The 24989-nt window shown below is 58.7% G+C and carries 23 protein-coding genes and 3 pseudogenes; 9 read left to right on the top strand and 17 right to left on the bottom strand.

All coding sequences use genetic code 11. From position 1 onward, the window contains the following. Nucleotides 1-19: 19 nt before the first annotated feature. Nucleotides 20-751, bottom strand: a pseudogene (locus BT199_RS27630) (PAS domain-containing protein); the annotation flags it as partial. A 75-nt stretch (nucleotides 752-826) separates the two neighbouring features. Then, nucleotides 827-1711 carry a hypothetical protein gene (locus BT199_RS02140; protein ID WP_072433768.1) on the bottom strand — a complete coding sequence of 295 codons (885 nt, stop codon included), beginning with the start codon at nucleotides 1709-1711 and terminating at the stop codon, nucleotides 827-829. A 307-nt stretch (nucleotides 1712-2018) separates the two neighbouring features. Between BT199_RS02140 and BT199_RS27340 the strand changes: the two are divergent. Continuing rightward, nucleotides 2019-2111 (top strand): annotated as a pseudogene (locus BT199_RS27340) (VOC family protein); the annotation flags it as partial. Nucleotides 2112-2231: 120 nt separating this feature from the next. Here BT199_RS27340 and BT199_RS02130 read toward each other — a convergent pair. After that, entirely contained in the window at nucleotides 2232-2747 is a 516-nt protein-coding gene (locus tag BT199_RS02130; RefSeq protein WP_072433767.1) for a GNAT family N-acetyltransferase, read from the bottom strand. A gap of 119 nt (nucleotides 2748-2866) precedes the next feature. Between BT199_RS02130 and BT199_RS02125 the strand changes: the two genes are divergently transcribed. Beyond that, nucleotides 2867-3361, top strand: coding sequence for a GNAT family N-acetyltransferase (locus BT199_RS02125; protein WP_072433766.1), 495 nt, complete (start codon nucleotides 2867-2869; stop codon nucleotides 3359-3361). 6 nt (nucleotides 3362-3367) lie between these two features. Here the strand turns inward: BT199_RS02125 and BT199_RS02120 are convergent, their stop codons facing one another. Further along, complete coding sequence (locus tag BT199_RS02120) at nucleotides 3368-3601, bottom strand: hypothetical protein (protein ID WP_003192651.1); 234 nt, start codon at nucleotides 3599-3601, stop codon at nucleotides 3368-3370. Nucleotides 3602-3761: 160 nt separating this feature from the next. Between BT199_RS02120 and BT199_RS02115 the strand changes: the two genes are divergently transcribed. The 3 genes from BT199_RS02115 to BT199_RS02095 all read left to right on the top strand — a co-directional run bounded on the left by BT199_RS02115 (nucleotide 3762) and on the right by BT199_RS02095 (nucleotide 5748). Continuing rightward, the gene (locus tag BT199_RS02115; protein WP_072433765.1) at nucleotides 3762-4301 is read left to right on the top strand and encodes a GNAT family N-acetyltransferase; all 540 of its coding nucleotides are present in this window, start codon (nucleotides 3762-3764) and stop codon (nucleotides 4299-4301) included. A 28-nt stretch (nucleotides 4302-4329) separates the two neighbouring features. After that, nucleotides 4330-4572, top strand: a complete 243-nt coding sequence (locus tag BT199_RS02110) for a hypothetical protein (protein WP_057700787.1) — start codon at nucleotides 4330-4332, stop codon at nucleotides 4570-4572. 810 nt (nucleotides 4573-5382) lie between these two features. Beyond that, on the top strand, nucleotides 5383-5748 hold the full coding sequence (locus tag BT199_RS02095; RefSeq protein WP_072433763.1) for a hypothetical protein: 366 nt from the start codon (nucleotides 5383-5385) through the stop codon (nucleotides 5746-5748). Nucleotides 5749-5773: 25 nt separating this feature from the next. On the opposite strand, the gene BT199_RS02090 is transcribed toward BT199_RS02095, so the two are convergent. Next, on the bottom strand, nucleotides 5774-6490 hold the full coding sequence (locus BT199_RS02090; protein WP_032904106.1) for a class I SAM-dependent methyltransferase: 717 nt from the start codon (nucleotides 6488-6490) through the stop codon (nucleotides 5774-5776). A gap of 280 nt (nucleotides 6491-6770) precedes the next feature. After that, the gene (locus tag BT199_RS02085) at nucleotides 6771-9500 is read right to left on the bottom strand and encodes an Ice nucleation protein (protein WP_072433762.1); all 2730 of its coding nucleotides are present in this window, start codon (nucleotides 9498-9500) and stop codon (nucleotides 6771-6773) included. A gap of 343 nt (nucleotides 9501-9843) precedes the next feature. Between BT199_RS02085 and BT199_RS02080 the strand changes: the two genes are divergently transcribed. Continuing rightward, the gene (locus BT199_RS02080; protein WP_072433761.1) at nucleotides 9844-10224 is read left to right on the top strand and encodes a cupin domain-containing protein; all 381 of its coding nucleotides are present in this window, start codon (nucleotides 9844-9846) and stop codon (nucleotides 10222-10224) included. 72 nt (nucleotides 10225-10296) lie between these two features. Here BT199_RS02080 and BT199_RS02075 read toward each other — a convergent pair whose 3' ends face one another. The 7 genes from BT199_RS02075 to BT199_RS02045 form a co-directional block, all read right to left on the bottom strand. Next, a complete protein-coding gene (locus tag BT199_RS02075) occupies nucleotides 10297-11382 on the bottom strand; it encodes a choline metabolism transcriptional regulator GbdR (RefSeq protein ID WP_032904108.1) in 1086 nt (361 codons plus the stop codon). Nucleotides 11383-11404: 22 nt separating this feature from the next. Continuing rightward, nucleotides 11405-12811, bottom strand: coding sequence for an amino acid permease (locus BT199_RS02070; RefSeq protein ID WP_014719199.1), 1407 nt, complete (start codon nucleotides 12809-12811; stop codon nucleotides 11405-11407). A gap of 138 nt (nucleotides 12812-12949) precedes the next feature. Further along, the gene (locus BT199_RS02065; protein WP_014719200.1) at nucleotides 12950-13690 is read right to left on the bottom strand and encodes a BPL-N domain-containing protein; all 741 of its coding nucleotides are present in this window, start codon (nucleotides 13688-13690) and stop codon (nucleotides 12950-12952) included. Nucleotides 13691-13800: 110 nt separating this feature from the next. Continuing rightward, entirely contained in the window at nucleotides 13801-15531 is a 1731-nt protein-coding gene (locus BT199_RS02060) for an OPT family oligopeptide transporter (protein WP_072433760.1), read from the bottom strand. A gap of 242 nt (nucleotides 15532-15773) precedes the next feature. After that, entirely contained in the window at nucleotides 15774-16400 is a 627-nt protein-coding gene (locus BT199_RS02055) for a glutathione S-transferase family protein (protein WP_072433759.1), read from the bottom strand. A gap of 217 nt (nucleotides 16401-16617) precedes the next feature. Further along, nucleotides 16618-17313 carry a tRNA (adenine(22)-N(1))-methyltransferase gene (locus BT199_RS02050; RefSeq protein ID WP_072433758.1) on the bottom strand — a complete coding sequence of 232 codons (696 nt, stop codon included), beginning with the start codon at nucleotides 17311-17313 and terminating at the stop codon, nucleotides 16618-16620. 10 nt (nucleotides 17314-17323) lie between these two features. Beyond that, nucleotides 17324-18037 (bottom strand): FadR/GntR family transcriptional regulator, encoded by a 714-nt coding sequence (locus tag BT199_RS02045; protein WP_072433757.1) that lies wholly within the window; start codon nucleotides 18035-18037, stop codon nucleotides 17324-17326. 336 nt (nucleotides 18038-18373) lie between these two features. Between BT199_RS02045 and BT199_RS02040 the strand changes: the two genes are divergently transcribed. Further along, nucleotides 18374-19723, top strand: a complete 1350-nt coding sequence (locus BT199_RS02040) for an MFS transporter (protein ID WP_019817553.1) — start codon at nucleotides 18374-18376, stop codon at nucleotides 19721-19723. Nucleotides 19724-19742: 19 nt separating this feature from the next. Further along, nucleotides 19743-21068: a glucarate dehydratase gene (gudD, locus tag BT199_RS02035; RefSeq protein ID WP_072433756.1), complete on the top strand. Its 1326-nt coding sequence runs from the start codon at nucleotides 19743-19745 to the stop codon at nucleotides 21066-21068. 196 nt (nucleotides 21069-21264) lie between these two features. Here the strand turns inward: gudD and BT199_RS02030 are convergent. The 4 genes and pseudogenes from BT199_RS02030 to BT199_RS02010 form a co-directional block, all read right to left on the bottom strand. Next, nucleotides 21265-22266: pseudogene (locus BT199_RS02030) on the bottom strand (chitinase); the annotation flags it as partial. A gap of 40 nt (nucleotides 22267-22306) precedes the next feature. Further along, nucleotides 22307-22942: a lytic polysaccharide monooxygenase auxiliary activity family 9 protein gene (locus tag BT199_RS02025; RefSeq protein WP_072433754.1), complete on the bottom strand. Its 636-nt coding sequence runs from the start codon at nucleotides 22940-22942 to the stop codon at nucleotides 22307-22309. Nucleotides 22943-23261: 319 nt separating this feature from the next. Next, nucleotides 23262-23636, bottom strand: coding sequence for an addiction module antidote protein (locus BT199_RS02015; RefSeq protein WP_054896296.1), 375 nt, complete (start codon nucleotides 23634-23636; stop codon nucleotides 23262-23264). Nucleotide 23637: 1 nt separating this feature from the next. Then, nucleotides 23638-23940 (bottom strand): type II toxin-antitoxin system RelE/ParE family toxin, encoded by a 303-nt coding sequence (locus BT199_RS02010; RefSeq protein WP_054896297.1) that lies wholly within the window; start codon nucleotides 23938-23940, stop codon nucleotides 23638-23640. A 627-nt stretch (nucleotides 23941-24567) separates the two neighbouring features. On the opposite strand from BT199_RS02010, the gene BT199_RS02005 reads away from it, so the two are divergent. Beyond that, nucleotides 24568-24903 (top strand): DUF6124 family protein, encoded by a 336-nt coding sequence (locus BT199_RS02005; protein WP_019817546.1) that lies wholly within the window; start codon nucleotides 24568-24570, stop codon nucleotides 24901-24903. Nucleotides 24904-24989: the final 86 nt, after the last annotated feature.

Raw genomic sequence — 24989 nt, 5'->3', positions numbered from 1 at the left:
CTTTTTCAACTTGCTCGGTCACTACGCTGGCGAATTTGGCAATTTTATAAACCCGACCGGAAGCGTCTCTGATGGGATTGTAAGTGGCCTCCAGCCAAACCACTTTTCCGCTTTTATCTACCCGGCGAAAGCGACCAGCGTTAAACACGCCCTTGTTCAGACTCCTCCAGAATTCGTCGTAATGCGCCGACGCCACGTCCTCCGCCAGGCAGAACAGACGGTGATGCTTGCCCTGTATCTCCGCAAGGCTGTAACCCATCGCCTGGACGAACGATTCGTTGGCGTGGACGACCTCACCCGCGAGACTGAACTGGATCATCGCCATCGAGCGGTTCAGTGCGCTGAACATTTCGATAATCTCCTGTTCGTCCCGCGCCAGCGCAGGTGCAACCATGCCGTAGCCTTGAAACGTCCGGTTCGCTGCAGCGATCCAGCCTATATTGAGTGTCACAGCACGGCCGTCGGAGGCACGATAGCGTTGCCGTTCGATGGCGCACAGGTTGGGTGCAAAATCATTCTGCGGTTGCGCGTTGATGTTACTCATTACCATTTTTGAAAGCTGTTCCAGCGAGTATCCCAGCGTTTGCGCAAACCGCTGGTTGGCCGAGATAATCCGGCCAGCTCCATCGACACGAACTGAAAGAAACACCGCTTCGACGTCGGCGACTGTCCCGAGCGCCAGGCACAATTGCTCTTGGCAGGTAAAAAGAGCATTCTTCAACTGGCGATTAAACACGCTGAACTCCGGCATAAAAATTACAACAAAAAGGACATTGCTTAGTGATGAAATCGCTCCCCAAAATAACAAGCGAACTCGCGCTAACGCTCACACACAGCGAATACCGCCAGGCTCGTTTCCTACTTCGCTCTCATCAACTCCCAACTCCATGCTGACACGGGCAATTGCAAAGTAGATTGACATGGCCCGCCGCATCAATTCGAGAAAGGCCGGACTCAACCCCACCAAACGTTTGTCGCATTTGAAATAGCCCTGTAACTGGCCTTCTTTGATCATGCGCTGCATGTGTGTTTTGGACACGCCCAGACGCGATGAAAGCTCCACGTAAGAGGATACGTTGTAGCCGGTCTCTAACGAGCCGGTGCGCAGGGCATCGGCATAGAGTGCGAGCATCGGCAGATGACCGCCGTCCCGATTGAGAATCCATTTCGCTTCAGGCAACAGCTTGTCGAGCAGGAAGTCCCCTTCAAGTATCTTGGCAAACCCTCGAAAAAATACGCGCAATAGATCAACATTCTTCCCCACAACCGATAACCCACTGTCGTATGGAGAGATCATCTGCGAAGGCAGCAAATAAGATTTGATTAGCTGCACGGTATTGGTTAGCGCTTTTTCCGTAGGTCGGAAACTACGTTGACGCCCGTCCTGCACATGTAACCGAACATCCAGATATCCGGCAAGGGACAAAAATGAACAATAAGAATCCAGGCTATTTCGAGACATATAGCCACGTTCGTAGCAGAATGCCTTTACTCTGGATAAAGGAACTTTCTCGTCTTTGTAGCTGAAGCTCAATAAAGACAGGGCAACCATGAATCGGTCATATTTCAACAAATTTTTATAAAACGAAGGCTTTTCTCGATAGCTTTCCATGACCAAATCGAAATGCAGCAGAACAGCTTCATCTATATTGGCTCGGGTCATTTCCGAACTGGTCTCTTTCAAATACTCAAGCAGATCAGTCTTGTTCATCGAAGTTACACAACCTTTAGCCGGCAATATCAAACTGCTACCATTCGCAATACGCACAGTATATGCGTATTCGAACCGCTGGCAGGTTCACCCCAAAAATGTTTTATGACCTGACGCGCTTCGATCGCAGCTCACCCGAGCGTGTCTGATCGATGCCCACCGGCCTAAAGGTGAGCTGCGTGCAAGAATCTCTTCGACCAATAGCAGCCATCAACGCGTCACTATAATTCCCGCCCTTGCATCATGATGCTCGCCACGATCCCCTCGTGGCACCGAACTATAGTTGGTGCATCTAACCCATCTTGGAGTGGGCCAGCGCGAATTCATCGTCCAGGATCCCGACGGTTATCTCATCAGGTTGGTAGAGCGGTTGGGTGAGAGGCGGATTTGCTCAATCTGAATTTGAATCTGAGCCAAGCCGATATTCAGGTTTGGGGTTCAGCGGACGTAGTTCAACGTCCGCTAATGGCCGATTTCTGCCGTTCGTGCAGGCCAGCAATCGCAAACCCGATGCCCAGAGCTAACCCCCCGGTATCTGATACACAACCGAATCATATTTTTCCGCCGTCCGCCTTTCGATGACGACTCCCCCCAGAGCTTCAGCAATACGTCGACTCGCACGGTTCTGCATCGCAACAGGGTAAATGAAGTGCTTTGCTGCCACCCACTGGCTAGCCCATTGAACAACCGCCCGCACCGCTTCCCCCCCAAAGCCCAACCCATGTTTATCTTCACGGATCCAGATCCCCAACTCCGGTGTTTCACTGCCGGTATGGTGCAGCCCGACCAAGCCGGTAAAACGAGCACCTACCCGCTCCCTGACTGTGAACACGATGTCGCTGCCATCCGCTATCGCAGGCAGCCACTGCCCCCAGACTTGCGCGTACTCTTCCAGTGAGGCAGGCGGTTCCCAGGACATGTAGCGAGTCAGAGACGGTGAGATACAAGAGAACGACTCAACAGCGTCCTGCTCGCAGAAGGGCTCGATGCTCAGGCGTTGCGAGAGAATGCGGATCGCGTGGGTGTCCACTGGCATTGCAATTTCCTTCCTGGGGGCCGTTACTCCATGTATGCCCTGAACATACCATGCGGGTCGCTTCATCAGTATCAGGCTCTCTATACTGAGCCCCCAGGATGGTAGCTAGAGCACCCAATATGCCCGTCGCACCCAATCAAAATTCCCCCATCAGTTTGGTCCCGGTTCAACAACGCGACTTGGATAATCTTGTAGCCATTCGAATCGAGGCCATGCGCGAAAGCCTGGAGCGTGTTGGGCGATTTGATCCAGCCCGTGCGCGGGAGCGGTTTGTTGGCGGCTTTGAAGCTCGCGACACACGCTATATCGAGGCAGCTGGAGAGCGGGTGGGTTTCGTAGTGGTGAAACGTCACCACCATGAACTCTTGCTCGACCACTTGTATGTCAGGCCGAGCGCGCAAGGGTCAGGGGTAGGGTCTGCTGTTCTCTCTCAGATTTTCAAAGAGGCGGATGCGGCTGCGCTTCCTATCAAAGTAGGGGCTCTCAAAGAAAGCGCTTCGAATCGCTTTTATACCCGCCATGGCTTCCAGTTCATCGAAAGCAGTGAATTCGACAATTATTATGTTCGTCAGCCTATTCCGGCGATTGGCGCTCATTCCGGAACCATGGGCTGACTGGTACTAGCCCTTCAGTTCACCAGCCCGATTGCTCGCCGCGTCGTCATACGCCACATACAGCGACTCTGCGATTTGGCTTTTGATCGCCTTGGTGGCCTCCAGCCCCAGCACAAAACCCTCGGCTTTACCGCCAGCACGGTTGAGTTCTTCATGGGTGGAGGCGCCAGTAATGGCGTCAAGCAGCTTGGCGGCGTGGGGGCCGACGCCTTTGGGGAGGGAGATCTGGTCGATGGACATTATCGCTACCTTGAAAAATGGAGTTCGGGAGCGAGTGAAACCACTGCCGGGGCTGGCATGGTAGACCTGTTTGCCATGAAAGGGGTCGCTTTACGCGCAGCGGCGCTATTCTTTGCGGCTACGCAGTGAGATGGGGCCATTGGTAAATCTGGAGGGGCTTATGGAGTATTGCGTTGAGGGCTACTGCCTTCGGCCATTGGCATGTGACGATTTCGAGCGGATCAGCCGTTACGAACGCGTCAATCGCAAGCATCTGCAACCCTGGGAGCCGCTCAGGGACGAGGAATACTTCACCACGGGCAACGCCAAGGCCAGGGTCGAGCAGCAGGTCAACAATATGCAGGCTGACAACGCTCTGTGTTTCCTCTTGCTTGCCGAAAGCGGAGAGGTTCTAGCGCGGTGTAACTACACGAACATTGTGAGGGGCGTTTTTCAGGCCTGTCATCTCGGCTTTTCGTTGGCGGAATCTGCCCAAGGTCGCGGCTTGATGAATAAAACGCTTCAGGTCACTAACCGACACTGTTTTGAGCAGTTGGGTCTTCACCGGATCATGGCCAATCATTTGCCCCGCAATGTGCGGAGTGAACGCCTTCTGGAGTCGCTGGGGTTTGAGAAGGAGGGACATGCGCGAGCCTATCTAAAAATCGCTGGCGTTTGGGAGGACCATACGTTGAGATCGTTGATCAACCCTGAACAATAAGCGCCCCACCCCACTCAGGAAAAAGCTGATGTCTACCGAGCCCCTCTGCCTGGTTTTCGTACCCGCCCTGGCCGCCGTGCTGACCGCCGCCGAATCGAAAAAAGGCGCACCTCTCAGCGAAGTCGAAGTGTGCAATATCCGCGACCAGGCCACTTGCATTGCGGTAACCTTCTCCACCGCGTTGGCGATGGAACAAGAACGGGGTTACCCGGATATCGTTGCCGAGGATTGCTGGAATGAGTGGCAACGGTTGCGTCCTTCGCTTCAATAGCGCCCGCTCTGATCAGCATAGGTATCTACACAACTCTGTAGCGCTCAACGGTAACCACGATGCGAAGCGAGCCGCTGTTGATCTTGATCTTGATCTGCTTTTGATCTCAGGCGCCCCGTTAAACCACGCTGGCCGAACGCAGGCTTGAATTCGTGGGTAACCCGGCAGGACGCCGGGTTAGCCGCCCCGCGCCATGGATGGCGCGGGGCGGCGGCCCACGGATTCAAGACTGTGTTCGGGCACACCGAGCCTAAGCGAGATGCCGAGTGGTGGGGCAAGAGCGCTTTGCTTACTTTCGCGCTTTTCGAAAGTGAGCCGCCGTCAGGGCGGAACCCTAAGTGGCCGTTACCGCAGGAATGGATATGTACTCGGTACAGCTGTGTCGCCTATAAGGCCGCCTTCGCGAGCAAGCCCGCTCCCACAGTTTGATTGCGGGGTGTCAGGTAGATTGGCGTCGGCTGGCAGGCCGCCATCGCAGGCAAGCCAGCTCCCACAGTTGGATCGCTGAGTGTCAGGTAGATTGGCGTGGGCTGGCAGGCCGTCATCGCAGGCAAGCCAGCTCCCACAGTTGGATCGTGGGGGGTCAGGTAGATTGGCGTCGGCTGGCAGGCCGTCTTCGCAGCGATGCGGCGACCCGACAAGCCAGCTCCCACATTTGGATTTCGGAGCGTCAGATGGATATGCGCCGGCTGTCAGGCCGTCACGGGAGCAAGCTGCCTTGCCACAGATTTAGCGTCGTGCCGAAGTTGTGTAGATAGCTATGCTCTGATCAGCGCCCCAACCCACTCCCAGGATTCACGGACTTCCTTTATGCCCCCGGCCTCACGCGACCACGCCCGTATCGAACGCCGCCTCATCGCAGCCCTGACCGACGCCTGCGAGATCGCAAAGGCCGAAATCCCGGGCTTCGACTGGTTGACCCACACCGTCGACTACCGCGCCTTCCCCCAAAGCCTGCGGGTGATCTGGGTGTTCGACAGCGTCGCGAGCAAGGCTCACGCCCTCGCGACCGGGGCGGACGTACGTATGCGCGAGCTGACTACCGCCGCGCTGAATGACGCTGACGTGCACGTCCCGAACATCGCCCGCTGCGTCAGTTTCGATTCCGAAGAGGAATGCCACCTTCGGCATGGCGGCGATTGGCGTCGGCGGCTGGCTACTCTCCGGGCGATCTGAATCGTGCCACGGGTTGCTGACTTCGCTATTGCACCTTACACGTCAGCCAAGCCCCCCAGAACAGGCTGCTGAAGAAACGGGTCGCGTCGCCGAAGCCAGCGTCGTGCAACAGCTTCTGCACTGCGGCCTCGGAATGTGGCGGGTCGGCGCCTTGAAGGATTTTGCCGAGCTTGGCCTTCACTTCGTCCGGGGTGGCGCCATGCTGACGCCACCGTTGGCCCCATGCCGCCAGCAGCAACGGCTGGCTGGCATACGCATAGTGATTGCCCGCGACGATCAGCGGTGCCCCCGGTTTCAGGTGCGCCCGAATCGATCGCAGCATTCGGGCCTTGGCGTCGTCACCCTCCAGATGGTGGAGCACACCGATCAAGGTGGCGGCGTCGTATGATGCGTCTGCTGCCAGGTCTTCAAGCGTCCCGAGATGCAGGGTGGTTCTATCAAGCAAGTGGTTGGCTTCCAACTGCTGCCTTGCCGCGTCGAGCATCGGCTGGGAGGGATCAACCGCCATGAAGCGCCATTCCGGTTCAAGGCTGGCCATGGCGATGATCTCCTGCGCCGTACCGCCGGCGCCGACCACAAGTACCTTGGCCGAAGGGGCATCACCAAGGCTTGCCGCGAGCATGCAGGCTGCCAGATCCTGGCACGCGTCATAGCCCGCCAACGCGATACGGCTTTGTCGTGCGTACTCGTTGGCTCTTGAGGTATCGAATTTGTCAGCAGGATTGGATGAGGATGAGTTCAAGGCGGTTCTCCGTGGCCTTGACGCAAATTACGTTAACCGTGGCAGTAAGAAAAATGCATTAATTTTATGTGCTGCATTCCCATAGGGAATGCGCACCGGGACCTCCCCATGACTTGGCTCCCCCTAGAATGCTCAGCCAGGAATAGCGGGCTGGAGCGTCTAAGGTGCAAGCTCCCTCACCCTGGATACTGCGTTGCGCAGACCCACGGCATCTATTCCACGAGGCGAAGGAGCTGGCCGTTTGTTAAAAACTACTTATCACACACCTGCAATCTGCCAATCACTCTTGGGCTTTGTTCACTACGTTGCGATCTTCATCCACCTGGTACGGCGTGTCAGCCTCTACCCCGTCCTTTCCTGTCGTCGCTACGACGTTGGTGTAGCGCTTGCCGTCCCAGCAACGAAATATCAGCGTGGAATGCTCTCCCGCCGTTAAGGTCGAGCCGAGGCTGGCAACGAGCCGGCTGTGGGCCCCCGCAGTCAAGATGCTGTTTTTACCGGCCGTCAACCGGCTGCGGTCGCCCGCCATCAGCACGCAGTCATTGCCAGCGGTGAGTTTGCTGCGGTCTCCGGCGGTAAGGTAGCTGTTGCTGCCGGCCAGGAGTTTGCTGCGATCGCCGGCGGTCTGGATGCTGTCGGCGCCAGCGATAAGCTTGCTGCGTTCACCGGCCATTTGGGTACTGTCGGCACCGCAAATAAGGGTGCTGCGGTAGCCGGCGGTTTGTGAACTGCTTTTGCCGGCGATCAACATGCTTTTATGCCCGGCAGTTTGCGTGCTGCCATGCCCCGCAATCAATGAGCTGCGGTGGCTCGCCACTTGGTTGCTGCCGTATCCAGCCGTGAGGGTGCTGTGCATGCCGGAGGTGAGGCTGCTGCCATAACCGGCGGTGAGCACGCTGCGCAGCCCGCTGATCAAGGTGCTGCCATAACCGGCCGTCAGGAAGCTGCGAATGCCGCTGGTGAGCGTGCTGCCGTAGCCGGCGATCAACGAACTGTCTTGGCCTGCGGTGCCGGTGCTGCCGTATCCGGCGGTGAGGGTACTGTCGCGCTCGGCGGTTTGAGTACTGCCATAACCGGCGGTCAACGTGCTTTCGTAGCCCGCGGTCTGCGTGCTGCCGTAGCCGGCAATCAACGAGCTGGAAAATCCGGTGGTCTGGGTACTGCCATAACCGGCGGTGAGCGAACTGCTGTCCAGTGCGGTGAGTGTGCTGCCATAACCCGCCGTCAGTGTGCTTTCATAACCGGCCGTCTGAGTACTGCCATAACCCGCTACCAGCGTACTTTTATAGCCTGTGGTTTGGGTGCTGCCGTAGCCGGTTGTAAGGGAACTGTTGTACTCCGCGGTTTGGGTACTGCCGTAACCCGAGGTCAGCGTGCTTTCATAACCGGTGGTCTGGGTGCTGCCGTAGCCCGCGATCAATGAGCTGTGGAAGCCCGCCGTAGAGGTGCTGCCGTAGCCGGTCGTGAGCGAGCTGTTTTCCTGGGCAGTCTGGGTGCTGCCATAGCCTGCCGTGAGGGTACTTTCATGCCCGGCTGTCTGCGTGCTGCCGTAACCGGCGATCAGTGAACTGTCGGGGCCGGCGGTTCCTGTGCTGCCGTAACCGGCGGTGAGCGAGCTGCCTTCCTGGGCGGTTTGCGTACTTCCATAGCCTGCGGTGAGGGTGCTGCTATGCCCAGCGGTCTGCGTACTGCCGTAGCCGGCGATCAGGGTGCTGGCATACCCCGCCGTGCCGGTGCTGCCATAACCGGCCATCAGGTCGCTGTTTTCCTGGGCTGTCTGGGTGCTGCCATACCCTGCGGTAAGGACACTTTTATAGCCTGCGGTTTGGGTACTCCCGTAGCCCGCGATCAGCGAGCTTTTTGCGCCCGCGGTGCCCGTACTGCCGTAGCCAGCCGTAAGCGTGCTGCCTTGTTGGGCGGTTTGGGTGCTGCCGTAACCGGCGATCAACGAGCTGTCGGAACCTGCCGTGCCGGTACTGCCATAGCCGGCGATGAGGTCGCTGCCTTTTTGTGCCGTTTGAGTACTGCCGTAGCCCGCCGTCAGCGAGCTTTCTTCTCCAGCGGTTTGGGTGCTGCCGTAGCCGGCGATCAGTGAACTTTCCGAACCTGCCGTGCCGGTGCTGCCATAGCCCGCGGTGAGGTCGCTGCCCTCCTGGGCCGTTTGGGTACTGCCATAGCCCGCCGTCAGCGAGCTTTCTTCTCCGGCGGTTTGGGTGCTGCCGTAGCCGGCGATCAGTGAACTTTCCGAACCTGCCGTGCCGGTGCTGCCATAGCCCGCGGTGAGGTCGCTGCCCTCCTGGGCCGTTTGGGTACTGCCATAGCCCGCCGTCAGCGAGCTTTCTTCTCCGGCGGTTTGGGTGCTGCCGTAGCCGGCGATGATCAAGCTATCAGAGCCTGATGTCCCGGTGCTGCCATAGCCGGCAATCAGGGTGCTTTGGTCGCCAGCAGTTTCAGTACTACCGTAGCCGGCAATAAGTTGGCTCTGGTTTGCGCCAGTCAATGTACTGCCGTACGTGGCAGTCTCTAATGTGGTTGATGACGAAACACTCTCAACGGGCCTGGCAATATCAAACACACTTTCAGTCACTGGCAACGACACTGCAACCGTCGCGTTCACCTCTACAGGTATCTGTGTAGAGGCGTCCACCTCAACAAAGTCCACCGCAGACAAGGGATAATCAGCAATATGCTCAACGATATAACGCGCTGCGCTACTTCGAGTGCCGACATGTACAACTTCAGCACGAGGAAACTTAACGCCTTCACTCGCATCCAGAACAACAACTTCTTGAGCAAGCACTTCACACACCACCCAACGGGCATCGGGCTGCATATTCAGATGGGTACTCGCGCCCTTGCCCCAGAGCAGTCCAGACAAGCCATTCTCGACTTTTCGGGTGGGTTTCCAATACTTGCACTCCACAACACCGGAGACCGGCCAAATCAGGCCGCAGTGATCGGACATATTATTGGCACACGTGCGTAACACTAGAACTTTATCAGTGTTCATAACAATACCTTCATAAGGTTAATTATCGGAGAATCATTGCTCCTTGCTCACTGAAAGTAACATCTAATGTCCAGCAATAATTTTTTCATCTCTCGGACGACTTCACGCCATTTCGGAAAATGCAGAAAAACGCCAGGGCTTTCAGAGCGCTGCCCAACTATTACAACCCTTATTTTTTTGTGCGAAGACTTCAACGATTTCGGCATGACTTCAATTACGACATGAATAAGTCGCCGTAAACATTAAACCGTTATAAATATTGATCCACATCACTTGTGCAGGATCGTACAAGCCCTCGGATCAGCATCTGGATACGCTAAGGCCTTCGAAAAGAGGATCCAACATGACTCAACGCCCACATCCCACCCAGCCTGTAAACCTCACGCACAAAGCCTCGCTCATCGATCAGCAATGGAGCCCAAGAGTGGTCGCCGAAATGAACGACTACCAGTTTAAGGTGGTGCGTATCGAGGGTGAATTCATTTGGCATTCGCACCCCGAAACCGATGAAGCGTTCCTGGTGCTTGAAGGCACGTTGCGTATCGACCTGCCGGATGGCCCGGTGTATGTGAAGCCGGGTGAGTTGTATGTGGTGCCGCGTGGCATTGAGCACAGGACCGCCGCCGAAGGTGAAGCCAGGCTGATGATGATCGAGCCAAGGGGCATTTTGAATACCGGGCATGAAGGCGGTGAGCGTACCGCGTTGAATGACCAGTGGATTTGAGCGCTGAGGCTTATTGCCCTCTGTAGGAGCGTGCTTGCTCGCTCCTACTGGCATTCGGGCAAGCCCCAAGCCCTATCGCCTTTGAATCTGCACCGTAGCAAACGTCGGCTCGTCGCGCGCCTGCTCCAGTGTATTTCTGGGCTGTTGCGGGGCCAGGGATTGCCCCTCTGGCCGTAACGCAGGCGGCGGATGCAGGCGCATGTCCGAGCGCTCATCGCTGGGCGCCACGCCGAAGAAATCCCGGTAGCACTTGGAAAAATGCGGCGTAGACACAAAGCCGCAAATCACCGCCAGTTCGACAATCGAAATGGGTGTCTGCATCAACAACTGGCGGGCACGGGTCAGGCGCAGTTTGAGGTAATAGCGCGATGGCGTGCAGTACAGGTGCTTCTGGAACATGCGCTCCAACTGGCGGCGGGACACGTGCACGTAGGCGGCCAGTTCGTCGAGGTCGATGGGTTCTTCCAGGTTGGCTTCCATCAGGGCGACCACTTCTTGCAGCTTGGGCTGTTGCGTGCCGAGCAGGTGCTTGAGCGGCACGCGTTGGTGGTCGCGCTCGTTGCGAATGCGCTCGTACACGAACATCTGGGAAATCGCCGCCGACAGCGTGTGCCCGTGATCGCGGCCGATCAGGTGCAGCATCATGTCCAGCGGGGCAGTGCCGCCAGAGCTGGTAAAGCGGTTGCCATCGAGGGTGAACACGCTGGAGCTGACCTTGACGCGGGTAAACGCCTCCTGCATCGACGCCATCAGCTCCCAATGCACGCTGCACTGGAAGCCATCGAGCAACCCCGCCTGGGCCAGTGCCCAACTGCCGGTGCACACCGCGCCGAGACGTTTGCAGTACAAGCGCGCCTGGCTGCGCAACCAGGCGATGAGCGCAGGGCTGATAGCCTGTTGAATGCCCACGCCGCCGCACACAATGACTGCATCGAAGCCGCGCTGGTCCTGGGCGCACGCATCCGGGGTCACCGACACGCCATCGCTGGCCCACACCGGCTGGCCGTCCAGGCTCAGGGTTTGCCAACGGTAGAGTTCTTCGCCCGCCAATTGGTTGGCCATGCGCAGCGGCTCGACCGCACACGACAGCGATATCAGCGTGAATTGGTCCAGCAGCAAAAAGCCGATGGTCTGGCAAACAGGTGCCTCGGTTTCCATCACCGCTACCCCGCAGGCGTGATCAGGACTGTTCCAGCGCCACCGGCTTGGGTGCCCGGTTGTGCTGGCGCGATGTGACCAGGCCGATAAAGGAAATCACCAACGCCAGGCCAATGGTCGAGGACACTTCGGTGCGGTGCTCGGGCGTCACCATCATCACCCCCAGGGCCAGGCAGATGAACACGATCACCAGGTAAGTCAGCCAGGGAAATAGCCACATGCGAAAGGTCAGCTCGACGTTTTGCCGAAGCAGCAAGCGACGCATACGCAGTTGCGAGATAGCGATCACCAGGTACACCAACAACGCGATGGCGCCGGAGCTGGCGAGCAGGAACTGGAACAGACCGGCCGGCATGAAGTAGCTCAGCAACGTAACGCCCGCACCGATGATGGTGCTGGCGATCACCGCAGCCCTGGGCACGCCCGCCTTTGAGGTGATTTTAAGTGCCGGTGGCGCATCGCCGCGTTTGCCCAGGGAAAACAACATGCGCGAGGAAATGTAGATTGAGGAGTTCATGCAACTGGCTACCGCGATCAACACCACCACATCGACCATGAACTTGGCGTTGGGGATGTTCATAATTTCCAGTGCACGCTGATAGGAACCCACGGACGCCAGTAGCGGATCGTTCCAGGGCACCACGGAAATCACGACGGAGATCGACAACAGGTAGAACACGCCAATGCGCCAGATCACCGAGCGGGTAGCCTTGGCGATGTTCTGCGCCGGGTTGCTCGATTCTGCTGCAGCGATGGTCACCGCTTCGGTGCCGATGAAACTGAACATGATGGTAATGAACGCGCCTACCACCGCCGACAGGCCGTTGGGAGCAAACCCGCCATGCTCTTCCATCAAGCGGCTCAAGCCGCTGGCTTCGCGATCCGGGATCCAGCCCATGAGTACGCTGAAGCCCAGGCCGATAAAGCCGACGATGGCGATCACCTTGGCCATGGCGAACCAGAATTCGAATTCGCCGTATTTGGCCACGCTGAACAGATTGGTGATCACCAGCAACACGATTGAGATCAACGCAAACAGCCACGCATCAACCTGAGGGAACCACTGATTGAGCACGTGCCCGGCGGCCAAGGCTTCGATGGGAATGACCAGCACCCAGAACCACCAATACAACCAGCCGATGGTGAACCCCGCCCAAGGGCCGATGGCCTGGTCGGCGTAGGTGGAAAACGAGCCGGTGTCCGGGCGTGCCACCGCCATCTCCCCCAGCATGCGCATGACCAGCACCACCAGCAGGCCGGAAAACAGGTAAGCCAGCAACACCGCTGGCCCCGCTGCGGCGATGGCATGTCCGGAGCCGACAAACAGCCCCGCGCCGATGATGCCGGCGATGGACAACATAGTCACGTGGCGGGGCTTGAAGCCTTGCGCCAGCTGACCGTTAGAATCGTTGGGAGTCAGGCTAATCATTGTTTTTGTTGTGCTCAGGCGGCCAATGACCCTCACCTTAAGTGCGCGGGGCCCGGTACAAGTAGCCTGGTTACGCCATCATCGAGTCTGATATCGACATTGGTCATGGCGGTGCACGGGTTTACCGAGCGTCACGCCTTACTCTTGAACGCTGCGTATGAGCGAGCCAAACAGCTCCCCACGCGGCATCTTGTCCAGTGGGATACCGGCATTCTCGAACCACTCCTGGCCGGCTTCCGGATGCGGCCCGCTCAGCACCACAACGCCTTTCTGGTAGGCATAGCGCGCCGCTGCCACATCGCCATTGCGGTAAGTGGCGAGGGTCCTGTAGGGCGCGGCGGCACTGGCCTTGGGAAAGTACGGGCCGTCCTGATAGAACACATGATCAGCCTGGCCGTCCCACGTCACCCGCACAGCAGCGTCGTCGATACCGGTCACTTCAAAACCGGGGCGGCCGGCTTCGGTGTCCAGCGCCTGGGGGATCAGCCCGAGATTGTTGTCGTCCGCCAGGTAGGCGCCCATGCACAGGCCCAGGTAACGGCCACCCTTGGCAACATAGTCGCGGATAGCCTCGGCACGCTCATCACCGAGACTGTCGAGGGCGCCGGGGATGTCCTGGCCGCCGCCGGGTTGTACATAAAGGTCGTAGCGGGCCAGGGTGTGTGGGGTGATGTCGATGGGTTCGTCGGCACCCACGAAGTCGATCTGGTAATTCGGGTTGAGACGCTGCAAGGCGGTTTTCACGTTTTCCGAGCAGTCCGGGCAGCCTGCCGGGCCTCGGTAGATGGCGACATGGGTAATGGGGCCTGCGCCGTGTACGGGTAAAGGGTGCAGCGTCGCAACGGCGAGAAACGTGGCAGCGAGGGCAGGCAGTTTCATGGGATAGGCTCAACGGTCAGTTGAATGGGTTTGATCCAGACGTGGCAGCGCCAAGCCTATAACGGTGAGCCTTTTGAATTCGTGAAGAGTTGTAAATCCAGGTCGGCCATTTATTCACTTCCCAGCATCTGCCACAACGACGCGCCTACGCCGGTAATGCTCTCACCGGCGATCAGCCCCGCCGCTGCCGTGATCGCAAAGCGCTGCGTCACACTTGGCCAGCGACAGCTCACGGCCCAGGTCATGATCGCGCCAAGGGCCATCATCAGCGACACCGACGCAGGCAAGACAAACGCCAGTCCCAAGGCTGCCGTACTGGGCAGATAGCGGGCGCGATGGGTGGGTAATGTGCTGTCGAGTATGCCCAGCAGTACGCCGCACAGGCTTGCAACAGCAATGGCCCAGCGGATACTGGGTGACAGCGAATCCAGCCCGTGGGTCAGGGTTTGGGCCACGGCTTTCCAGGTGGCGACGGCCGGGGCTGGCCATTGTTCGGTGAGCAGCATGGTTTGCGGGTCGGGGATCAACGCCAGGTACGCGAATACGCCGACGACGCTGCCGACAAAAATCCCGAGAATCTGGGCGATAACCTGTTTGTGCGGCGTCGCGCCAATCGCCTTGCCCACCTTGAAGTCATTCATCAGGTCCGTGCACTGCCCCGCCGCCCCCCCAGCGGTGTTGGCGCTCATCAGGTTGATCGGCATCTGGCCCGGCGCAACGATGCCAAAACTCAGCTGGGACAGTTGTCCGATGGCGCCAATCGGCGGAATACCGGTTGCCCCCACCACCCGCGCCGCCACGGCGGCCAGGCAGATCGCCAGGGGAATGGTCAGCAGCGCCATCCCAAGGTTGATACCGAACAACAGCGCTTGCAGGCTCACCACCAACACTATCGCCAGCGCGAACCCCACGGCAGGCCCAGGCTTGGGAACCGCCCAGGGCGTGCCGCCAGCCGCTCGGGTTGAGCGATGCAACGCCCACAGGCGAATCGCCAGGGACGCCAGGGTGGAACACACCATCAGGCTCACGCCGGGCCACAGCAGCCATTCCACCAGCGCGGCAAATTGCGGGCCGCTGCTGTCGGCGGGCAGGCTCACCAAGCCATCGGCCAACAGCCACGGCCCCAGCCCGCCCCATGCCAGCAAGGCGCCGAGCAACAGGGTCAGGCCTACGCGAATGCCGATGATGCCGCCGAACCCCAGCAACAGCAGAGAGGGGTCGGCGGTGAAGGTCAGGCGCTCCAACTGGGCGTTCGGTGACCAGCGCGGGAAGGCCCATATAAAGGTATCCACCCACTTGACCAGCCCCGACAACAGCGCCGCGCCGAGCAGCACTTTCAAGCGCGTGGCAGCTTCGCGGCCATGGTTGTAGATGTGCAGCAGGGTTTCCAGGGTGGCCATGCCTTCGGGAAACTTCAGCGCCTTGTCATTGAGCAATGAAGGCCGCAGGTACCACGCGATCCAGATCCCCAGGAAGCTCACCGAAAACACCCAGGCGATCATCGGCAGCGCGGCCAGTTGGTTGCCTGTGAGCAAGGTATAGGCCGGGATGGGCGCCACCAGCCCACCGGAGATGATCGATGCCGCAGCCGAGGCCACGGTCTGGTTGATATTGCTTTCGTGCAGGGTCCACGGCAGGTGCTCGCCGGAACGCTTGGCCAGGCCTTGCCAGATTCCGTAGCCGATCAACAGGGCGATGATCGACATATTGAACGACCAGCCGATCTTCAAGCCTGCGTACACATTGGAAGGGGTCAGCAGGATACCCAGCACGATCCCGGTGATGACTGCCCGCAGGCTCAGTTCGCGCTCTACGGGCGCGATTGACGAGGTGGAGTGCATGCAGATTCCTTTCGAGAAAAGCCAGTGCCACGTTTCAAGTGAGCGCAGGGAGATTCGAAGGTTCACCTGTTGAACCTGGGTCTAAGGCTGTAAATGTGGGAGCGGGCTTGCTCGCGAAGGCGTCGGCCCAGCAAACATCGAGGCTGACTGACCCACCGCTTTCGCGAGCAAGCCCGCTCCCACAGGAGATCTGCGCTTAACTGACTGGCATTAGGGCAAGCCTCCTCCAACATGGCTTCTGGCTATTTGGCGAACGCGTATTCCCCGCCCCGCTCCACCGCCTTGCGATAAGCCGGCCGCGCCTGGAGCTTTTGCAGCCACGCCGCGAGGTTCGGGTAGGCCTGCAATTTGCCCTGGGCCTGGGCGACTTCGCCGATAAAGCTCATCTGGATATCCGCGCCGCTGAGTGCGTCGCCCACCAGGTACGGCGTGTGGCCCAGCACATCATTCAGGTAGCCCAGGTAGTTGGCCAGCTCCGATTCAATCCGCGGATGCAGCGGCGCACCCGCTTCACCCAGGCGTCCGACGTAGAGGTTGAGCATCAGCGGCAGCATGGCCGAGCCTTCGGCAAAATGCAGCCATTGCACATAGCTGTCGTAGGCATCGGTGGCCGGCTCGGGTTGCAGTTGGCCGTTGCCGTGGCGACGGATGAGGTAGTCGATGATCGCGGCGGACTCGATCAGCACACGCGAGCCGTCTTCGATCACCGGGGATTTGCCCAGGGGGTGAATGGCCTTGAGTTCAGGCGGCGCCAGGTTGGTCTTGGCGTCGCGCTGGTAGCGTTTGATGTCGTAGGGCAGGCCCAATTCTTCAAGCGCCCACAGGATACGTTGTGAGCGGGAATTGTTGAGGTGGTGAACAGTGATCATCGAGGCAACACCTTGGGGGGATTTAAGAGAAGACTACAGCGTAGCGGTGAAGTGCCGCGAATGTCGCCAGGCAGCACCGGCCTGCACGATCGAATGTGGGAGATGTCGAGCTTTAGCGAGGCTTCGAAGGCTGCGGCATTCACGACATGGATGTTGCCTGATACACCGCTCGAAGCCTCGCTAAGGCTCCACATCTCCCACACTGGACCGGTGGCGCTCAGGCGAGCAACTGATCGATCCACTTCACCTGCTGCACGATCTCCTGCACTTTCTGCTCGGGCACCGCCTGCCGCGCCTGTTCGAGGCTGGCCAATGTCTTGCGCTTCTGGCGCAACATCCGTTGCCATTTCGCCACAAACGCCGGGCTGCGGGCCTGCATTTGCAGCGGGCCGAAGTACAGTTGCTCGGCGGTATAGGTGACCGCCTCGGCGCGTTCGGCAACGATGATTTCGTAGTAGAAGCGGTTTTCCAGCAGCAGCTCCTCGTGCAGGATCCGGTAGCCGTTGTCCATCAACCATTGGCGCAGGGGGTGCTCGCCGCCGTTGGGTTGCAGGATCAGGCGTTCCCGGCCATTGAGGTGCGCCTTGCCACTGTCGAGAATGTCGCGGATCGTCTCGCCGCCCATGCCGCACAGGCTGATGGCGGTAATGTCATCGCCGGCTTGAATCGCCGCCAAACCATCGGCCAGGCGCACGGTGATGTGCTGCGTCAGGCCGTTGTCGGCCACGGTACGGTTGGCCGCCTGAAACGGTGTCGCGGCCACTTCCCCCGCCACGGCCGCCGCAATAGCGCCGCGGTGTATCAGGGCCACCGGCAGGTAGGCGTGGTCCGAGCCGATATCGGCCAGGCAGGCACCCGCCGGTATGTGCGCGGCCACGCGCTCCAGGCGCTGGGACAAGGTGTGTTCGTTCAACGGTGATTCCTTAAGAGTGCCCGGAAAATCGATCCCGGCTGTTGGTCAAGTGCAGCACCATGGCCGCCCGTGCGGCGTCCGGGTCCTGGCGCTTGATAGCGTTGTAGATGGCCTCGTGTTCCAGGCTCGCCAACTGCCCCAGTTGGGCAAAGTCCGCGCCGCCGCGCTCGACGGCATTCACCTGGGTGCGCGGAATCATCGCCGTGCCCAGGTGCTGCATGATGTCGGTGAAAAACGTATTACCGGTGGCCTCGGCGATCAGTTGGTGAAAGCGCTTGTCCTCCTCCACACAGCTGTCGTTGTTGGCCAGGGAGGCTTGGTAGTCGTCCAGCGCCTGGCGCATGTGGGCCAGTTGTGCCTCGCTCCTGCGCAGCGCGGCCAACGCCACCGCTTGCACTTCCAGGCCCTGGCGCAATTCGAGCATGTTGCGCACGCTGGCGACCGTGTCCACATGTAGGCGCAGGCCCGGCTGCGTGTGCTGCTCCAGCACAAAGGTGCCGATGCCGTGACGCGTCTCCACCAGCCCCGACGCCTGCAGCTTGGACAAGGCTTCACGCACCACGGTACGGCTCACCCCATGCTCAAGCACGATGGTGGATTCGGACGGCAGTTTTTCACCCGGCTTGAGTTGTCCCAACTGGATGCGCTGGGTCAGTGCCTCGACCACACCCTGTGCCAGGTTGGCGGAACGTTTACGCACAGGCGGTGTGCTTTTAATCGGCATCGAGACGGGTCCACGGGGTTGGGCTGGGGGGAGCTTATCACCCTGAGCGCACGGGGCGACGGGTGGTGGCGAAAAACACCCAACTTGTATGACAACACACTCATGCCACCTCACCTGACCCTGTCTTCGCTTTGAGAGAAGCGCACACCCCGAGCCGTCACCAGCGGGGCAAAACCCAATAAAATCTGGCAAATAACCAAAATAGCCAATCTCAATACCGGCTTATAAGAACAAAAACAGACCTCACAGGATTGCGGCCTTCAAAAAACAACTTGTATGATGTCTGTCAACAAAACACCAAACCCGCATAAAAATAATCAGGGGGAGTTTTCATTCGTGAAGCATTCAAGCCCAGCATCTGCCGTACCCGAAAGTGATTCAGCGCTCGCCCGCGCCGTGAGCAAAGTGAAGGGTCATGTGCTCCCACTGTTCGTGGTCATGTTCATCCTCAACTACATCGACCGGGTCAATATCGGCTTCGTGCGCACGCACATGGAGCATGACCTGGGGATCGGCGCAGCGGCCTACGGCTTCGGCGCCGGGCTGTTCTTCATTGGCTATGCGCTGTTCGAAGTGCCGTCCAACATGCTGCTGCAAAAAGTCGGCGCGCGTATCTGGCTGACCCGCATCATGTTCACCTGGGGCATCGTCGCCACGCTGATGGCGTTTATCCAGAACGAAACCCACTTCTACATCCTGCGTTTCCTGCTGGGTGTGGCGGAAGCAGGATTCTTCCCGGGCGTGATCTATTACTTCACGCGCTGGTTGCCCGGCGTGGAGCGTGGCAAGGCCATCGCGATCTTCCTCAGTGGCTCGGCGGTGGCGTCGTTGATCTCCGGGCCGTTGTCGGGCGCGTTGTTGCAGATCGAAGGCTTTGGTTTGCATGGCTGGCAATGGATGTTCGGCATCGAGGGCCTGGCCTCGGTGGCGCTGGGCTTCTTCGTGTGGTTCTGGCTCGACTCCAAACCCCACGACGCCAAGTGGTTGAGCCGCGAAGAGCAGGATGCGCTGGTGGGCGCCATCGATCAGGAGCAACGTGATCGCGAAGCCCTGACCACGGTGAAACCCACCCTCGGCAAGCTGCTCAAAGACCGCCAGATCCTGCTGTTCTGCGCTCTGTACTTCTGCATTCAATTGACGATCTACGCCGCCACCTTCTGGCTGCCCAGCATCATCAAGAAAATGGGCGACCTAAGTGATGTGCAGGTGGGTTTCTTCAACTCGATCCCCTGGCTGATCTCTATCATTGCCATGTACGCCTTCGCGTCGCTGTCGGGCAAGTTCAAGTTCCAGCAAGCCTGGGTCGCGGCGGCCCTGCTGATCGCGGCGGCCGGCATGTTCATGTCCACCACCGGCGGGCCGATCTTCGCTTTCGTGGCGATCTGTTTTGCCGCCATAGGGTTCAAGTCCGCGTCGTCGCTGTTCTGGCCGATCCCCCAGGGCTACCTGGATGTGCGCATCGCCGCCGCGGTGATCGCGCTGATCAACTCCATTGGCAACCTGGGCGGTTTTGTGGCGCCGACTACCTTCGGCTTTCTCGAACAAACCACCGGCTCGATCCAGGGCGGGCTGTATGGCCTGGCCTGCACCTCGGTGCTCGCGGCCATCCTGGTGTTCTTTGCCAAGACCTCTCCCTCTGCCGTGTTGGCCGTGCCCGACGGTGCCGCCATCAGCAAACCTCTTTGAACTCAGCCAGGAACACGCCATGAATACCCCTGTAGTCACCCACTTCCAAGTCATCCCCGTCGCCGGCCACGACAGCATGTTGCTCAACCTCAGCGGCGCCCACGGGCCTTACTTCACGCGCAATATCGTCATTCTCAAGGACAGCAGCGGCAACACCGGCGTGGGCGAAGTACCCGGCGGCGAGCGCATACGCGAAACCCTTGAAGATGCCCGCGGCCTGGTGATCGGCCAGCCGATTGGCCAGTACCAGCGCGTTCTCAACCAGATGCGCAGCACCTTTGCGTCTCGAGACAGCGCGGGCCGCGGCCTGCAAACCTTCGACCTGCGCATCACCATCCACGCCGTCACCGCCATGGAGGCCGCACTGCTCGACCTGCTGGGCCAGTTCCTCGAAGTGCCGGTGGCCGCCTTGCTAGGCGAAGGCCAGCAACGCGACGCAGTGAAGATGCTCGGCTACCTGTTCTATGTGGGGGATCGCAACGCCACCGACCTGGCCTACCGCAACGAGGCCGACGCCGATGACGACTGGTTCCGCCTGCGCCATGAAACAGCCCTGACCGCCGACGCGGTAGTGCGCCTGGCCGAAGCGGCCAAGGCCAAATACGGTTTCAACGATTTCAAGCTCAAGGGCGGCGTATTGAGTGGCGACGCGGAAATCGAAGCCGTCACTGCGCTGGCCGAGCGTTTTCCCGATGCGCGCATCACCCTTGATCCCAACGGCGCATGGTCCTTAAAAGAAGCCATCCGCCTGTGCCGCGACCAGCATCATGTGCTGGCCTACGCCGAAGACCCCTGCGGCGCAGAAAACGGCTACTCGGGCCGCGAAGTCATGGCCGAATTCCGCCGCGCCACGGGCCTGAAAACCGCCACCAACATGATCGCCACCGACTGGCGTGAAATGGGCCATGCCATCCAGTTGCAATCAGTGGACATCCCCCTCGCCGACCCGCACTTCTGGACCATGCAGGGCTCGGTGCGCGTCGCGCAGATGTGCAACGAGTGGGGCCTGACCTGGGGCTCGCACTCCAATAACCACTTCGATATTTCCCTCGCGATGTTTACCCAGGTGGCGGCGGCCGCCCCCGGCGAGATCACCGCCATCGATACCCACTGGATCTGGCAGGACGGCCAGCGCCTGACGCGGGAGCCGTTGAAGATTGAAGGGGGCTATGTGAAGGTGCCGGCCAAGCCTGGCCTGGGTGTGGATATTGATATGGACGCCGTAGCCCAGGCCCATGAGCTGTACAAAGGCATGGGCCTTGGAGCCCGGGATGACAGTGTGGCGATGCAGTTTCTGATCCCGGGTTGGGGCTTTGATAACAAGCGGCCTTGTTTGGTGCGGTAACTCGGTTTGAGGAACGCTCAACGCAATGTGAGCGTGACGCAAAAAATCCGATGCCCAAACAGGCATCGGATTTTAGTCAGATCAGAAGCTTAGCGGTTTGACCTCTGGCACGTCTGCCAGAGGCCCCTTTGCGCTACTGCCGATCGGCGACCTCCAGATCCGCCTCATCCTGCTCCAGGCCAGAGAGAGCAGTGCCATTGATCATCGGCCCATAACGGCGGCTGAATTCCCAGTTGTAGGGCACATGGTCTTTGCTGATCCCGTTGTCCCAATTCACCGACCAGGTCATCAGGCCCTTGATCGACAATCCTTTGTCGTGCAAACGCTTGAATGTATTGGTCACGGCTGTTGGGTTGATCACATAACCGGTGGCAGCCGCATCGACGTTCGCAGGCAGGCCAATGACGAACTTGTCTGCCGGGATCTTGGTAAACCCGCGCGTTCCGCTCACCAGACTTTCGGTGAGGTAAAACAGAAAGTCCTCCTTCAGCGCGTCGTTGTTCTGGGCAATCCAGGCGCCGTTGCCGCTGTTGACCTCCTGCACCCAGATGCCGTCGCCACCCTGGTTGTAATACTGCGGGGCGATGAAGTCGTAATAGCCTTCCAGCGCCTGGATGTAACCGACGTATTTGCCGGCGGTGGTGAGGTACGGAAACTCCGGCGCCATGCTGATGATGAAGTGTTTGCCTTGAGCCGCGTAGTGGTCCTTGACCAGTTTCAAGGCGGCGGGCAGGACAGTCTTGTTGTCGGCGAAATCAATCGCGCTCTGTTCAAGATCAATATCCAGGCCATCAAAGCCATAGGTTTCCACCAGGCGGATAATTTCGCTGGCCAGCGGCTGTTCGTTGCCTTTATGCAGTTCGATGTGTGCATCGGCGCCGCCAAGGGAAATCAGCACCGCCCTGCCCTGGCTGTTCAGCACGCCCACCTGGCGACGGAACTCGGCGTCGGACAGCTTGTACGGTTTGAAGGTTGGGATACCGTTGCCCTTCATGAAGGCCACGGCCACCACGTTGTAATCCTTTGGCACATCCACCAGGCTGATATTGGCGAACTGGCCACGCTGGTAGCCATCGCTCGGGCCGGCAGGCCAGTTGTGCCAGAAGCCCATGAGGATCTTTTTGCCGGCAATGCTCGGCATCAGCGAAGCGGCATCGTTGAGCGGCGATTGCAGTGAGGTAAAGTCAATCTTTGACATGTTCTAATCCTTCAGAACGTGTGGGTTTAACGGTGCGGGCTTATTTGAAGTCCACATCGAAGGCTTGATAGAAGGCGTTGCCGGTGTTGGCGACGATCCACATCAACACAATCACATGCTGGCCCTTCTTGTTGGCCGGCAGTTTCACTTCATGATTGACCTTGGCCTTCAGTTCGCCTGCATGGCTGTAGTACGGCACCTGGGTATAGAAGTCTTCAGCGAACGGCTGGGTTTCCAGTTGCGCGCGGGTGATGCGCTGTTGCGGATCCCAGCCATCCTTGGTGATCAGCCAGCGATAGCCACGGGTGGTGTGCGGCGCGGTGTATGCCCAGGTGACCTTGAAGGTCTGACCCGGCTCGACATTGAGCAACGGCCAGGTGAAGGCGCGGCCAAGTTTCTTGGCCATTTCCTCGTGGGTGAAGTTGATGCAGTCACGGGCATCGGTCTTGCCACCGCTGAGGATGACGCCGTCGGCGGGTGGGGTGACGCTGTCACTGTCGGTTTGATAAGGCGCCGGGAACGGACCGGCCGTCAGTGCCGGGAAGTTCTTGCCGCCTTCCATTTCGTTGACCTGCCAGGTTTCCAGCAGGCCAAGATCCACGGCAACTGCGCCACGGCTGGAAGGGGATGTGACACGACCATGGCGAAGAGGTGTCTGGGTTTGTGGTTTGTTCATGTTGTGACTCCATTCACTTGATTAAGAACTCTCCCTTTCTTGAAGGAGAGGACCTCAACCTAACGGAGTTGCTTTTTTTTGCCACAGGCCCATTTTTCACTCATTTTCGTTTCGTGAGCGCGCAGACCCGCAAATACTGGATATACAACCAGTATTATAGAGAAAGCCTTACGCTACTAGAGGTCGATTTCCTACAAGACCAGGCGCATATCAACACGCTTCTCTCGTAAATGGCTTTATCCCCTTCGTAAGGGATGGGCGCTCTGTCGAAAAAAAGGGACGTATCTATTTTCATCAAAACCGTCCTCTGTTTGGTCCATCAGGTTTTGCCGATGACAGCCGTTTTTTTAGCGGTAGTCGCGGTAATCGGTCGCACCGTCAGTTCCACCCCCAATGCCAGCATCAGCTTCTGGACCGTCTCATAACGCGTCTTTGAGCCGCCTTTCAGGGTTTTATACAGACTCTCCCGATTCACCCCCGCCGCTTCGGCAACCTTGTTCACTCCCTGGGCCTTGGCAACCTCGGCCAGCGCCTTCATAAGGACTTGCGGGTCATGGCACGCCATGCTTTGCGCAAGATAGGCACTGATGGTTTGCGGGCTATCAAGGAAACGTGAAGCCTCATAGGCGCTGGTGCCTGATGTATCCAGCTCGAGGATCGGCATGTCCTCTGGTTTGAATGTCGACTTACTCATGTCATTGACCTCTCAGGGCATCGAGAATCTCTTTTGCCCGCTTGATTCCTCGTTTCTGGTCGGTTTTATCGCCTCCCCACAGCATCAGGTAAGCGGTGATGCCCGTGCGCACAAAGTAAATCCTGTAGCCGGGCCCGACAAACACACGCATTTCACTCATGCCATCGCCTACAGGCTGGCAATCGCCAAAATTGTTTTCTTCGGCTCGATCCAGGCGGATCAGTACAGCCGTCTTACCCCACACATCCTTCATACCGTCGAGCCATGTATCGAACTCGGGCGTCCTGCCGATCGTATTGGTCACAGATTCAAATGTAGCCTACTGGCTACTCCCTGTAGATGCCAGTGAATTTTTAATGTCGGTGTGCACCGCCAGAAAAAATCCTAGTCCAGCCGCCGCGCAGGCAGCCGAGCAATACTATTAGCGCTTGTGTCCTCAAGACCGAAACGTTGCGTCGCGACTGAGGCATCCTCTCTGTAGGAGCGAGCTTGCTCGCGAAGAACGTAAAGATAATGTGTTCATCCAGAATGAACGCGGCGCCTATGGTTTTTCGCGAGCAAGCTCGCTCCTACAGGGAGTGAGTGAGTGGGCCGGCGTTGATGTAGACCCGTCCTACAGCAAGCTGCACCACCTTGCTCCATTGCCTACAGTTGCGTCAGAATCCGCCGGCTTGTGCGCTTGGATGGGCGTCTCTAAGGTGGCTCGGTCGCTGACAACTCAGTGATCGGGTTTAGTAGCCCGAGGGTCAATTACACTTAGTGCATGAGCTTCATCTATCAGACGTTCCTGTCTGTGCCTGATGGTGGCTGTGCGTAGGGCGCCTTCGGGCGCGCCGGCTTTGTGTAATTCCCCGGTCTACTAACCTGCGTACAGCTGCCACCCTTTCGTTTAGTAGCGAAACGGTGTCGGCCCCATTCAGGAATTACGCATATGTACAAAGTCACGCCCAACCCTCCAAACGATCCAAACCTGAAGCTTGATCAGGCAGCCCGTCGTGCGATCGATCACGCCCTCAACCCCAACGCCGAGCCCCCTCCTCCACCCTCGACACCGCTGTTCAGCGTTGCCGACGATGCCAGCAACGAAATGCTCGTCGCCAATAGCTATGAAACCTTTTCCTCAGTAACCGCCCTGCTGCTCGACCTGTCAGATGAACTGACCGGTAAACAGCGCGACGTCGCGTTGGCAATTCATCAGTTAAGTGAGCTGGGAATGCTGTTGGTCGATAAGTTGATGGAGCGCGAGGCGGCTGTAGCAGCTGGCTAAACGTTCAACACGCCCAAAAAAGAAGCCGAGCCGTCACGCCCCAAGACGACTCGGTTTTTTTTTGCCAAAGCAGGGGTTGACCTTAA

The sequence above is a fragment of the Pseudomonas sp. NFR02 genome (assembly GCF_900119375.1).
Taxonomy (GTDB): Bacteria; Pseudomonadota; Gammaproteobacteria; order Pseudomonadales; family Pseudomonadaceae; genus Aquipseudomonas; species Aquipseudomonas paracarnis.
The sequence above is the reverse complement of the archived record's forward strand: the minus strand, read 5'-3'. Positions and strand labels throughout refer to the sequence as shown.

Bases quoted from the DNA above. Each gene is read 5' to 3' on its own strand.
- BT199_RS02075 (WP_032904108.1), bottom strand. From the start codon at position 11,382: ATGGAAACCGAGGCACCTGTTTGCCAGACCATCGGCTTTTTGCTGCTG.
- BT199_RS02085 (WP_072433762.1), bottom strand. From the start codon at position 9,500: ATGAACACTGATAAAGTTCTAGTGTTACGCACGTGTGCCAATAATATG.
- BT199_RS02140 (WP_072433768.1), bottom strand. From the start codon at position 1,711: ATGAACAAGACTGATCTGCTTGAGTATTTGAAAGAGACCAGTTCGGAA.
- BT199_RS02120 (WP_003192651.1), bottom strand. From the start codon at position 3,601: ATGTCCATCGACCAGATCTCCCTCCCCAAAGGCGTCGGCCCCCACGCC.
- BT199_RS02125 (WP_072433766.1), top strand. From the start codon at position 2,867: ATGCCCGTCGCACCCAATCAAAATTCCCCCATCAGTTTGGTCCCGGTT.
- BT199_RS02025 (WP_072433754.1), bottom strand. From the start codon at position 22,942: ATGAACAAACCACAAACCCAGACACCTCTTCGCCATGGTCGTGTCACA.
- BT199_RS02095 (WP_072433763.1), top strand. From the start codon at position 5,383: ATGCCCCCGGCCTCACGCGACCACGCCCGTATCGAACGCCGCCTCATC.
- BT199_RS02055 (WP_072433759.1), bottom strand. From the start codon at position 16,400: ATGATCACTGTTCACCACCTCAACAATTCCCGCTCACAACGTATCCTG.
- BT199_RS02005 (WP_019817546.1), top strand. From the start codon at position 24,568: ATGTACAAAGTCACGCCCAACCCTCCAAACGATCCAAACCTGAAGCTT.
- BT199_RS02015 (WP_054896296.1), bottom strand. From the start codon at position 23,636: ATGAGTAAGTCGACATTCAAACCAGAGGACATGCCGATCCTCGAGCTG.
- BT199_RS02110 (WP_057700787.1), top strand. From the start codon at position 4,330: ATGTCTACCGAGCCCCTCTGCCTGGTTTTCGTACCCGCCCTGGCCGCC.
- BT199_RS02070 (WP_014719199.1), bottom strand. From the start codon at position 12,811: ATGATTAGCCTGACTCCCAACGATTCTAACGGTCAGCTGGCGCAAGGC.
- gudD (WP_072433756.1), top strand. From the start codon at position 19,743: ATGAATACCCCTGTAGTCACCCACTTCCAAGTCATCCCCGTCGCCGGC.
- BT199_RS02045 (WP_072433757.1), bottom strand. From the start codon at position 18,037: ATGCCGATTAAAAGCACACCGCCTGTGCGTAAACGTTCCGCCAACCTG.
- BT199_RS02060 (WP_072433760.1), bottom strand. From the start codon at position 15,531: ATGCACTCCACCTCGTCAATCGCGCCCGTAGAGCGCGAACTGAGCCTG.
- BT199_RS02080 (WP_072433761.1), top strand. From the start codon at position 9,844: ATGACTCAACGCCCACATCCCACCCAGCCTGTAAACCTCACGCACAAA.
- BT199_RS02115 (WP_072433765.1), top strand. From the start codon at position 3,762: ATGGAGTATTGCGTTGAGGGCTACTGCCTTCGGCCATTGGCATGTGAC.
- BT199_RS02130 (WP_072433767.1), bottom strand. From the start codon at position 2,747: ATGCCAGTGGACACCCACGCGATCCGCATTCTCTCGCAACGCCTGAGC.
- BT199_RS02065 (WP_014719200.1), bottom strand. From the start codon at position 13,690: ATGAAACTGCCTGCCCTCGCTGCCACGTTTCTCGCCGTTGCGACGCTG.